A 12,384-nucleotide genomic window follows, 5' to 3' on the forward strand; every position below is an offset into this window, starting at 1 on the left:
AACCTAAGTTTATTCTTTACCGTCAACATAGTCTTGAAGATATGAATAACGCGCTGTCAATTTACCATTTTGCGTCATACGTGCTCTTTCTAACACACCATCTTTATCATCATTGAAAAAGGCAGGAATTACATTTTTAATAAATGCCTCACCAAAACCTTCACTTGCATCTCTAGGTAATTCACACGGTAAATTATCAACTGCCATAACAGCAATTGCTTCAGGTTTTTTGAAATCAGCTTCAGATTCCGTCATAGCATCATATCCATAAATTGGATCAGCAATGGTTGAAGGGCGTATGGTAGAAGCAACCGGCCCATCAATATCACAACTAATATCGGCAACTACACGAATTTTAAAATCTTGATGCTTGGCATCTTCCCTTGTAAATAAATATGGAGAACCTTGTCCAAAAAAATGTCCGGCAATATAGAAATCCGTCACCTTTGCAAAGCGAAAGAAATTAGATTTATACTCCTCTGGGTTTGCAAAAAAGTTCGCTTTATTACCTCGAACACCATCTTTACGCTTATTATACTCCCCAGCGTCTATTTGGCAATACACTGGCTCATTAAATGTTTCTTCTAAATATTCAGTAACGGTTACACGCCTCATTTCCATGCCGTCTAACATCTCCCTAGCACCGTTACCTACCCTACCTCTTCCTGTAAGTAAAACCTTTATATTGGGTAAACTTAGTTTTTTAAGTTCAGCAATTAAAGCTGTTTGATCAGGCAAAACGCTCGCTTTCGGCAAATTGAACAAGTCAAATTTTAGTCCGTATGCACGAAAACCATTGTAGGCTCCCACAATACCTGCATATCTACCAAATGCAACAACACGTTGTTCTTGCATGTTGGTAATAACCTCATGGTCATACATTTCTATATTCTTTTCTAAAATAGCACGTAACAAATTTCTATTGTACGGCTGCTTTTTTATAGTATGCGAAAAGAAGAAATACTTCTTATTGGGAATAAGGGAATCAATTGGCACTTCTTTAACTCCTAAAAGAACATCACAATTATCCATTTCACTGGCAACAGTAATACCTAATTGCTTATAATCACCATCGGCATAAGCACGAATAGGAGATGGCTCAACTATTATTTGTGCCTTTGTATGCGTTTTTAAGACTTTTTGACATGCTTTTGGAGATAGAACAACCCTCTTATCTGGTGGATTCTTACGTTCTCTGATGATTCCGAACTTCATATAGGTTTGGTATAAATATTGTACTAAAATATGCAATTAGAAACACTTGGCTTCGGTCAAAATAAAAATTATAGGGGATCGTAAAGTTTTGTTAGCTTTGCTGCCCGCTATTTAATAGTTGAAGTCGATTAATTTGATACAGCTATTATTTAGATTAGGAAGTTCTTTTACATATTGGGGCCGACCGGTTTTGACAGCGAGACCAGTTGGAATGTAAGCATGTCGAGCGCTGGGAAACAGCTCGTTAATCTCATTTTTCACACTTTTAATTGGCGAAAATAATTACGCTCTTGCCGCTTAATCTGAATTATAGTAGGATTTAGCCTCGTCCCTACCAGGTAGGGAAGCGAGATGTTCCTGAATAGCCCTTGTTGATGGCGATTCTTATAGGAGCACCAGAAAAGTCAACATAAGGGTGTCCGCTCACTTTGGCGACACCACCAAAATCTTAAGAAGATAAGTGTGTATTAGGCGGTTTCTGGTCAGGTACGCATCGAAAATCAATCAGATTCTAAGCATGTAGAAAGCATTTTAATTGCTTGTTTGGACGAGGGTTCGAATCCCTCCGGCTCCACAAAACAAAACCACCTTAGGGTGGTTTTTTTCGTTATACCTACAGGATTCGAAAGCCAGTGCAATAGCTCGCACCATGCTAAAAAGGTCTACTAGACCTTTTATAAACGCAAGGTCGTCTCCGGCTCCACAAAATAAAAAACCACGTCATATGACGTGGTTTTTTATTTTATGAACTTTGCGCGTTTAAACTGCAATCTTACTCATAGAAATAATATCGTTAAGATTCTTTGCGATTAATGGTTTTGAAATAAAATCACGTACCAATTCATAACTTCTTCCCTTTTCAATTGCTTTTTTATCAAAGTGTGAACTGACTATAAATACTTGAGGTTTATTTGTGAAAGTTAATTTTTGAAATTTATCTAAAAATTCCCATCCATTCATAATAGGCATATTTAAATCCAACAAAATTATATCTGGCATTCGCTGCCTATTTAATAATTGAGAAGTAAGATTTATTAACGCCTCTTCTCCATCTTCATAAACTAGAATATTTGCACTCACAAAATTATTATGATTCAACAAAATTTTAGTACCATAAACGCAAATTGGATCATCATCAATTATACAAACCGTGTCAACTTTCATAACAAACTATTTTCTTTATAAATATTACCTAGCAATTTTATTTGTTAATATAAGTTAACAAGATAAAACTCACAAATTTTTTATATACTAAATCACTTTTCAAGGTGTAAAATTGCCTATAACCCCTATATTGAGTAAACATAACAGAGTATTTAGGTTACAAAATCATAAATTTGATAAAAAATAAACGACACATAAAAATGAAAAAATTTACACTGATCTTAGTACTAATTTTAATTGGAATTTCATCTACTGAAGCCCAAACTAATTCAAAAGAACGTACAGTGACGGTATCTGGCGCAGCGCCTTTAGAGAAGACAATTGAAAAGTATCGTATTAAGGCTACCTTGAGTATGGATCAAGTCTATTATGCCGATACCCGAATGGAGAATTTGGAGCAATTAAAAAAACAATACTTTACTGCTCTAAAAGAAAATGGTGTTGATGTATCTAAATTTGAAGAAAAAGAAATGGAATATTTTTCTTTAGGCTACCAAAGAGATGGTACAGTACTTTATTATGAAACCAACTCTAAAGAAATAGCTATGAAATTAGTAAAGACCAATTTGCAAGGTGTACAATTACAATTTCAAGTTAAACAACATATATCTTCAGAAAAAAATAAAGCAGCTCTTGAATTAGCATTAAAAGATGCTATGGATAATGCAAATAGCTTATGTAAGGCAATAAATACTAGCGTTGGTGAAATAATTTCTATTAGTAGCAATCAATACCACAACGAAGACTGGACTAGCTACTACACTGATTATCAAGAACAATTTACAGTAAATGTTGTTTACCAAATGAAATAGCAGCTTAATTTTTATAAAAAATGGACCTGTTTAACGTATAAACAGGTCCATTTTAATTATAGAAAACTTAGAATAATCTTTTATTCCAACTTTAAAGTGGTAGCAGGCATCACCTCTGCATCTATTTTTAAGTTTAAAATTTTAGCAACAATTGTCGCAATTTGATTGGTGTAAAATTACTCATCAGCTAGTATAGCTCCTAAATCAATCTTCAACTCTACACCACTAATCTTTAATGCAAAAGAACGATCAATCAGATATTTAAGTAAGGTAGCCGCCTGAATACTCGATAAACCATCCTTATGAATATTGGAAATACAATTTCTACGTTCATCTGTAAATCCTATTTTGGGTTTATAAGTTACATAAATACCCATACTTTCTGGAGACGAAAGACCTGGGCGTTCTCCTATTAAAATAGCAACAAAATCAGCATTGTAAAATTCTGCCACCTGATCTCCAATTGCAACCCTTCCTTGTTCAACTAAAGCAATACAAATAGAAAATTTTTCTTTTAAATCTGGCAAAACACCATCCAAAACTGAAAAAGAGTTTGAATTGACCGCCGTTGCAGATAGACCGTCGGTTATAACAATGACAATATCTACTTTTTTTATGTTTTCAACTTCAGAAGCAGCTACTAGTTTACGACCTAAATCAGGTCTTTTTAAATATTCTAACCGATCTTTAACCTGACTTTTGAATTCACTGCATAAAATATCATGTTCTTTAGCCTTAATCTTAAGAAACTCTTTATCTAATTGAGTAAGAATGGCATCTTTAGCCAAGGCATGTGCATGCTTAAGTGCAAGTACGTCGTTTAAAGGCAAACTAGTACCAACATTGCCCAATGCTACTCTAGCTTTTGTATAACTTTTAAGTTGCTGCCATTTAGCTGGTATTTCTAACTTATTGCTCATAGATTGGTTAATAATTTATGTGAACCCCTTACATCTAATTTAACCCCATCACCATCTATAATACCCATTTTTAATAGCCAAGATTCAAATTCTGGCGCAGGTTTTTTCTGTAACACTTTTCGTATATAAAGCGCATCGTGAAATGAAGTAGATTGATAATTCAACATGATATCATCTGTTCCTGGAACACCCATAAAAAAATTACAGCCGGCAACACCTAAAAGTGTTAGCAGATTATCCATATCATCTTGATCAGCATTTGCATGATTGGTATAGCATACATCCATCCCCATAGGTAAGCCTACTACCTTTGCACAAAAATGATCTTCTAGACCTGCACGTATAATTTGTTTACCGTCATACAAATATTCGGGTCCTATAAAACCCACTACAGAATTCACCAATAATGGATCATAATGCCTAGCAACCGCATAAGCCCTTGCTTCCATAGTTTGTTGATCTACACCATGGTGGGCATTGGCAGATAGCGCAGATCCTTGACCTGTTTCAAAATACATACATTGGTTACCTATTGTACCACGATCAAGCTCTAAAGTAGCTTGATGAGCCTCAGACAATAGATTTAAATTTATCCCAAAAGAACTATTTGCCTTTTCTGAACCTGTAATGGACTGAAACACTAGATCTACAGGAGCCTTCTTCATAATTTGCATTGCAGTAGTTACATGGCAAAGCACACAACTTTGTGTTGGTATTTCAAATTTTAGTCGAAGGTCTTCAAGCATTTTTAATAAATTAATTGTCACCTCCGGACTATCTGTAGCCGGGTTGATACCAATTACGGCATCTCCGCAACCATATAACAAACCATCTATAGTACTTGCTAAAATTCCTTTTAAATCATCGGTCGGATGATTGGGTTGTAGTCGAATAGATACATTACCTTTTAAGCCTAATGTATTTCTAAAACGCGTGACTAATTCAATTTTAGAAGATACCACAATGAGATCTTGATTTCTCATTAATTTAGAAACTGCTGCAACCATCTCAGGTGTAAGTGCTCTACTTAACTCGAGAATTGTATTTCCATTTGTAGTGTCTTCCAAAAAAAAATCTCTTAATTCACCCACAGTTAAATGCGAGATACGCTCAAAGGATTTAGCATCATGGGTATCAATAATTAGACGGGTAACCTCATCACTTTCATACGGTACAACAGCCTCCTTTAAAAATGTTTTTAACGGTAATTCACTTAATGCATATTGAGCAGCAATTCGTTCTACATTGTTTTTAGCCGCTATACCCGCCAAAACATCTCCCGAACGGTGAGGACTTGCCTTAGCCATTAGAGTTTTTAAATCATCAAATAGGTAGTTTTGGTGTCCTAATGTGAAACGATATACCATTTATTTTCTTCTAATTAAAAACACATAGCCCAAACTACAGATTATAAAAATAATAAAGGCTTGAAATTGTAGATACGCAAATGACCCTATACAAATTAGTGAAATTATGACTGCAACCCATGCATTGAACGATGAAAATATACCATTAAAATTATCATGTGAATAGGCAGTATTTTTTACATTAACTCTCGCTGCCAGTATATTGTTTCGTTTTCTCAATACCAATAAAGAACTACTTACCGCAAAATACATACATACTGCCCCAAATACAGATACCTCAATTAAAAAACCGGTTTGACTTGTCCAAATAGCCGCTAAACTTATGACAAATACTATTGTAGAGGCTATAACTCGTTTTGACACCAAATTATCCTTAATACTTGGCAATAATGGTTCTAACTGTTTGGTTGCCGCAAATGCTATTCCTTGTAATGAAGCTATTAGTCCAAATAAACCAATAAAAGTAAAGACCTGCACCAGAAAATGATCCTTTCCCAATATCAAAGCCATAGATGCTGGCATTGGGTGGTTTTCTTCCAATAATCCTAAACTCTCGGGCAAATTCCAATCAATACCTCCGGCCGCCAACACCAAAACTAAAACTGCAAGTATAAGAAGTGTAAAAAATGCTAAATTATAACCTCGCCCAATAACTTTTCTAAAATTTTTTCTATCCACTGCGTTAGTCATCAGCGATATCCCTTCAATTGCCAAAAATAACCACATCGCATACGGAATTGCTTGCACAAAACTTTGTAAATCTAAACTACCCACATTTGAATTTGACAAGTTCTGAAGTTCAAAAGCAGTAAATACTGAACCCTGATACATAAAAAGTTCCAAAATAGCCAAAAGGGTCAATAGAATTAAAAAACGGACACCTATGTGCATTTCAAAAAGATTAACAATCGAAAAACCCAACAAAAATAGTGTACTTATCCAAGGTGATAAAGAGAGATCATTCATTAAAAACCCTAAATACTCACCCAATGAACTTGCTATAGCCGGTGTGGCAAATAAAAACTCAAAGAGAATGGCCAATCCTATAAATGCCCCCCATTTTTTATTAAAAGCTTTTTCTACATAAGTATGTGGCCCTGTAGCATCTGGGTATACACATGCCAATTCAATTAATGTTTGTACCAAGCCAAAATACATTAGTGCCGCTACAGCAACCGGAACAAAAAACCATAGTGGTCCTGTAATGGCCCAACCTAAATTCCAACCAAAAGACTCGCCAGAAATAACCATTCCCACACCAATAGCCCAGATGGCAAAAATTCCAAGTTTTTTAGATTGTTTATTATCTTCAGATACTATCATTTCTAAATTCTAATAAAATTAAGATGAATCATAATCATCTTAAAAATAGCTTAATTTATAGGTGTAAACCCATACATGTATTTTTATTTAAAGGGACTCGTAAAAAACTTCGAAATCATTAAAAATCACACAAAATAATTGGGTAATTTGAATTTTAAGCATACATAAACTACATTTAAGCCAACCCTAGTAATAAAAAAACCGATACACATTAAAGATGTATCGGTTATTATCTCATATTAAGTTGCACACAAATTTTAGCATTATATGCAACTAGACTAATTTAATTTAAGTGGATTCCCCGGCATCACCTCTGCATCTATTTTTAAGTTTAAAATTTTAGCAACTGTTGGCGCAATTTGATTGGTGTATAATTGCCCATTACTAACTTCTCCAATTGCCTTAACATCTGGACCCAATATAGCTAGCCATGTATGTTCTGCTCCTTTTACATCTGAACCATGACCTGTCCATTTAGAACCTTCCTCAATACCTTCTCCCCTTCCATGATCGGTTGTTATTATAAAATAAGTATTGTCTTTATATATAGGGTCATTTTGAACAAAACTCCATAAGTCGGCAATTAAAGCATCTGTATTTTGTAATGACTTCATGTAGAAATCAAACAAGCCACCGTGCGCAAAATCATCAGTCTCGCCATATGAAATATATACTAATTTGGGATGGTTCTTTTTTACATATTCTTTTGCAAAATGATGCGTAAAAACATCTAACCTAACACTCTCCCATACTATAGGCGCTTGACGTTGTATCTCATTTAAAAACTTTTCTTTTTCATTTAAATCACCAGAAGCATCCATATAACCAGCATTAACCGGCACTCCACTTCTCTTATCATTAATAATGAACGGAAAAACATCCCAGCTACCAAAGGCTGCCACTTTCCCCTTATAAACATTAGACATGTTCGCTGTTTCTAAGATGGTACTATTCTTATTGTAATTTTTATCATTACTGTCTATATTTTCATCATCAGCTTTACCCGTTAAAATCTCATTATATCCTGGGTAAGAAAATAGCATTTTATTGGTGAGGTCTACTTTACTTCCTTTTGATCTATTCCCATGTAATTGACCTTCTTTGGCAATGGTATTCCAGAGAAATGGCATAAGTAATTTTCTGTTTTCTTCTAAAGAGCTTCCCATAAATTTACTCGTTAATAGCTCCTTGTTTTCAGTATAGTCGCTATTTAACAAGTTAGTATCCATGCCAGTAAACACATCTTGCCAACGTACCCCATCTAATGTAATTAAAAACACATTTGGGTTCTTGTCTTGCTGCGCTTTTATTGACATTGAAGTCAATAAAATGATAATAGCAGTTACTTTAAATAATCTTTTCATAAGTAATTTAATTATTAGTTTTAAATGGTTGTATTGCAGACCAGTCGCTCCAATTTAAATGTTGATCTCTATAACGAACACGCCAAAAATAAGAGGTGTTTGGTTGTAATCTTCTAGTAGGTTCATCGGTTAAATCATCACCTTTTTGACGGTTTTCCAAATAATACCAATTTTCAGATTGCTTCCAGCTATCCAACACCAAATTAGTAAAATCATCAGTAGTAGAAATCTGCCAGTGCGAAGCTGCATGATAGGCATTCTCAAAAGTACTTTCAAAAGGTTCTGCCTTTAACATACCTCCTGTAAATTCTATTACTTCATTTGGTGAAACAGCTATTGGAATATTTGGTTTATGCTCATTGGCATATATAGTTATCTCATCGGTCTGTTCGTTTTCTCGAAATACCTTTTCATTACCCCGACTAATTCTTTTTATGGTGAATTTTGGGTTTGTTTTATCACCATCTACCTCAACCATAACAAAACCGTATTCATCTTGGGTTACACTAAATTCATCATAATCCCTACCTTCAAATTCACCCCAATTATCAATTGCTCCGCCTGCGGTTGCAACATTAATCCATAAATGTTTATGGTCTTTAGATTGCCCACGAGAATAGCCATGCGTATGTCCAAAAAAGTGAAGACTTGGTTTTCCTGTTTCTGTTGTAAACTCCTCTAACATTTTCACCACTTTACCTGAAGATTCTTCTTCACCAGGAATCCATAATTCCGATTTGTGTGGATGATGTAATTGCGCAAAAACAAAATCAATATCCTCGTTTTTCGCTGTTTCATCAAGTAAGGATTTCAACCACGCAAATTGCTCACGGTTATCTCTATAGCCTTCATTTGAATTCAGTCCTATTATTCTGGTATTTCCATAATCTTTATACCACCAATGCTCTGCATATGCTGGTGTTCCGTTTTTAGGAAGGCTGAAATATTTGAAATAGAAGTTAGAATTACGCTCGTGATTACCTAAAACAGGATACACAGGTACTTCTGAGAATAAATTTTTAGCAGGTTTAAAAAAATCATTTTGCCATTGCTCATATTTTGCCCCGTTCTCCACCAAATCTCCAGGGACTAAAACCAATGCTAGATCATCAGGCACCTCGTTACCGTATTCCGATTTTAAAAATGGTACTATCCCCTTATTTACTATTTCATTGAACTTATCAGGGTTCTGATGATCTATTTGCATATCACTCATTGCCAAAAGATTGAATGATTCATGATCACTCGCAAATGGAGGAGTTTTAAACTGATAGATATCTGATAATAACTTACCCGTTTTTACTCTATAAAAATATTCCGTAAAACGTTTTAGCCCAGTAATATTCACTTCATGAATACGAGCTTTGGTAAAATTAATATCATTAGCAACACCCGTAGCTTTTTTGCCCAATTTAGGAGAAGTTCCATATTCAACTACACTCTCTTCTCCCATAGAAGTCTCCCACATAATAGTCATTTCGGTGGGACTTGCATTTTGTAAATAGGGTTGTACCACAAAAACAACCTTATCTTGTGCATATGTTGATGCCCCTATTAATAAGATAGCCACCCAAATGAATTTATGTATTTTCATAACTGTTTAATTACTGACGCGATATAGCGCATTATCTAATATTTGAATTGCATCTTTTAATTCTTTGCGAGAAATAGTCAATGCCGGTGCCAATTGCAGCACATTACCTGCAGACACCTTAAAGCTTAATCCGTTATGAAGGCATTCATACATTACCTGTTCCGCTTGATGTATTGCTTTCTCTTTAGTATCCCTATTGGTTACCAGCTCTATTCCCCATAACAATCCACGACCACGAACATCACCGATCAAGTCATATTTATCTTTTAAAATAGTCATTGCAGTACACATGGTCAATGAGTCGCCCGCAATCTTATGCAAAATTTTCTCTTCCTCAATAATTTCTAAGGTTGTCAATGCCGCCATTGCACCTAGTGGACTCTTCTCATGGGTGTAATGTCCCAATGATATATCCGAAAAATTATTATACCGATCTCGGGTTACAATTGCCGCTTGAGGAAAAATGCCTCCTCCTAATCCTTTTCCCAAACACAGAATATCTGGTTCTATTCCATAATGCTCGAAAGCGAACATTTTCCCTGTTCTGCCCAATGCAATAGGTATTTCATCTAAAATGAGAACAACTCCATATTTATCACATAAGGCACGGGCTTCTTGCCAAAATTCAACCGAAGGCAATTGCACATCTGTGTTACGCACTGTTTCTGCTATAAAAGCGCCGATATCACCTTCTTTGGCGAACACATATTCTAAATGCTCTAAACATTTGCTTTCGTTACCTTCAAAAATTCCACGATAGGTTACCGGTGGCGGTATTCTTTCAACACCCGGCATCATAGGTCCCATATACTCCCTAAATACAGCTTCACCACCCACACTAATTGCATCAAGTGAAGCACCATGAAAAGAATCCCAAAATGATACTACCTTAAATTTACCGGTAATAGCGCGCGCTAATTTCAACGCAATACCTGTTGCCGAGCTTCCATTAGGTGTCATTAAGACTCTGTTCAAATCTGAGGGAAGCAAAGAAGTCAGCTTTTCAGCAAATCGGATAGCAGGCTCATTGGTATATCTTCTTGTTGAAAATGTAAGTCCCTGTAATTGTTCCGTTAAACGCTGTACCAATTTTGGATGCGAAAAACCCAATTGGTGCACATTATTTCCATGAAAATCAAGATATTTTTTACCCGATATGTTTTCAATATATGGACCATTGCAATTATCTAATACATCTAAGCAAGGGGTGGATAAGGCTTGATGAAAAAAGTAACGGGCATCTTTTTCTAAAAGTTGCAACGTCTTCGCATCAGTAATACCCGCATGCCATTCTTTCCTTGCCTTCGTACCATTAATATCACCTTCTGTACGCCTATTCTGTGATTTATCTTGCTTCATAAGGTCCGAATTGTGCTGTTATTTCTCGCTTCACCGAAGTGTCGTCAAGAATAAAAATAGTGTATGATTTCCCTTCTGGATGCACACGAAGTACAATATGTCCGTTCTGACTTTTGTATTGATTCAACCGATTACCAATTACATCTTTATTTGCTTGCAACATTACATTTGAAAAGATATCGCGCTGCCCCGGATACAGTTTTTCAGAGGTGATACGCCTTAAAACTTCATCACCCGGATGGTCTGATGACCAATTTTGCTGAATCCAAACCCTAGGTCTTAGCGAACGAACATAGTACGTATTTTGAGAATCACGATTACCATGATGATTCAATGTTGCCACATCAACGGCTCCTATAACAGGTGCAATATTGGCTTCTATAGAATTCATATCTGTTCCGCCAAAATCGTTCACGCCACTTATATCTCCGCCTGTAAAGTAATCGAACGCTCCGTAGCTGATTTTTATACCGGTGCTCAACGGATTTTCACCTGGGTAAATACCATTGGAAAAAAGTGCTAGCGTATCATTATCGATTCCTGTCCATATGGTACCGTTAACAGCAATGTTGCGGATCTGAAATTCTGGAAATTTATTGGGGTTATTTACTAGTGCTATTTGATTTTTTTGACCAGCGACCAATTGCTCGTGAACCATTCCTGTTTTATGCTTTTTAACCTCTAAAAACTTCCAATAATTTTTAAGGGTTGGTACCATACCATAGATATCGCTTGTAAACCGTTCTTGGTTTTGGATAGCGTAATCCTTTAAATTAATTGGATATGAAAACCCTCTATCCAACATCTTATTAATAGGTATCGTATGACCTACTTCGGTAATACCGGTAAGCAAGTAATCTCCATCAGAAGCCTTCAACCTCAAACTATCCAACTCACCAAAATGATCATCGTGGTAATGAGTAATCAATGCATAATTCAACTGTTTTTTATATCCTTTTGGAAAAAACTGCTGTATATAATCTATAAGCCAACCTGGAGCCGATTTATTAGTATTAGGCATACGTTGCGCATTTCGTGCCGATAAAGTTCGTGGGTGCTTCTCTGACGTATCGCCCGCATCAATCAACAATGTAGTACCATCTGGTAAAATTGCAAAAGCAGCATCTCCCCTACCCGTATTGATGTGGTGAATAACTAACATACCTTCTTCCCAAGATGGCAGCTGCTCACCATTACTTTGGGCCGAACACAATGCTGAAATAAAGAGAATAAAAACCAAACTTAGATGTCTATAATTTTTCAAGT

10 protein-coding genes and 1 other RNA gene are annotated in these 12,384 nt (G+C 35.7%); 2 read left to right on the forward strand and 9 right to left on the reverse strand.

Annotated elements, in window-relative coordinates; all coding sequences use genetic code 11:
• Positions 1-9: 9 nt before the first annotated feature.
• Positions 10-1,215 carry an NAD(P)-dependent oxidoreductase gene (locus P178_RS0102570; protein ID WP_027064739.1) on the reverse strand — a complete coding sequence of 402 codons (1,206 nt, stop codon included), beginning with the start codon at positions 1,213-1,215 and terminating at the stop codon, positions 10-12.
• A gap of 176 nt (positions 1,216-1,391) precedes the next feature.
• Here P178_RS0102570 and ssrA point away from each other — a divergent pair.
• Positions 1,392-1,792, forward strand: a transfer-messenger RNA (tmRNA) gene (gene ssrA / locus P178_RS22845).
• A gap of 182 nt (positions 1,793-1,974) precedes the next feature.
• Here the strand turns inward: ssrA and P178_RS0102575 are convergent.
• Positions 1,975-2,379 (reverse strand): two-component system response regulator, encoded by a 405-nt coding sequence (locus P178_RS0102575; RefSeq protein WP_027064740.1) that lies wholly within the window; start codon positions 2,377-2,379, stop codon positions 1,975-1,977.
• A gap of 200 nt (positions 2,380-2,579) precedes the next feature.
• Here P178_RS0102575 and P178_RS0102580 point away from each other — a divergent pair, with 200 nt between their 5' ends.
• Positions 2,580-3,191: an SIMPL domain-containing protein gene (locus P178_RS0102580; RefSeq protein WP_027064741.1), complete on the forward strand. Its 612-nt coding sequence runs from the start codon at positions 2,580-2,582 to the stop codon at positions 3,189-3,191.
• A 176-nt stretch (positions 3,192-3,367) separates the two neighbouring features.
• Here P178_RS0102580 and eutC read toward each other — a convergent pair whose 3' ends face one another.
• The 7 genes from eutC to P178_RS0102615 form a co-directional block, all read right to left on the reverse strand.
• Positions 3,368-4,111: an ethanolamine ammonia-lyase subunit EutC gene (gene eutC / locus P178_RS0102585; RefSeq protein ID WP_027064742.1), complete on the reverse strand. Its 744-nt coding sequence runs from the start codon at positions 4,109-4,111 to the stop codon at positions 3,368-3,370.
• Positions 4,108-5,478 carry an ethanolamine ammonia-lyase subunit EutB gene (locus P178_RS0102590; protein ID WP_027064743.1) on the reverse strand — a complete coding sequence of 457 codons (1,371 nt, stop codon included), beginning with the start codon at positions 5,476-5,478 and terminating at the stop codon, positions 4,108-4,110. Before P178_RS0102590 ends, eutC begins: the two co-directional genes overlap by 4 nt.
• The gene (locus P178_RS0102595) at positions 5,479-6,801 is read right to left on the reverse strand and encodes an amino acid permease (RefSeq protein WP_027064744.1); all 1,323 of its coding nucleotides are present in this window, start codon (positions 6,799-6,801) and stop codon (positions 5,479-5,481) included. It lies immediately after the preceding gene.
• A gap of 278 nt (positions 6,802-7,079) precedes the next feature.
• The gene (locus tag P178_RS0102600) at positions 7,080-8,165 is read right to left on the reverse strand and encodes an alkaline phosphatase family protein (RefSeq protein WP_036145615.1); all 1,086 of its coding nucleotides are present in this window, start codon (positions 8,163-8,165) and stop codon (positions 7,080-7,082) included.
• Positions 8,166-8,172: 7 nt separating this feature from the next.
• On the reverse strand, positions 8,173-9,759 hold the full coding sequence (locus P178_RS0102605) for a fibronectin type III domain-containing protein (protein WP_027064746.1): 1,587 nt from the start codon (positions 9,757-9,759) through the stop codon (positions 8,173-8,175).
• 6 nt (positions 9,760-9,765) lie between these two features.
• The gene (locus P178_RS0102610) at positions 9,766-11,118 is read right to left on the reverse strand and encodes an aspartate aminotransferase family protein (protein ID WP_027064747.1); all 1,353 of its coding nucleotides are present in this window, start codon (positions 11,116-11,118) and stop codon (positions 9,766-9,768) included.
• Positions 11,105-12,382: an MBL fold metallo-hydrolase gene (locus P178_RS0102615; RefSeq protein WP_051638152.1), complete on the reverse strand. Its 1,278-nt coding sequence runs from the start codon at positions 12,380-12,382 to the stop codon at positions 11,105-11,107. Before P178_RS0102615 ends, P178_RS0102610 begins: the two co-directional genes overlap by 14 nt.
• Between the last annotated feature and the right edge of the window lie 2 nt (positions 12,383-12,384).

It is taken from the genome of Maribacter sp. Hel_I_7, from assembly GCF_000688315.1.
Classification (GTDB): domain Bacteria; phylum Bacteroidota; class Bacteroidia; order Flavobacteriales; family Flavobacteriaceae; genus Maribacter; species Maribacter stanieri.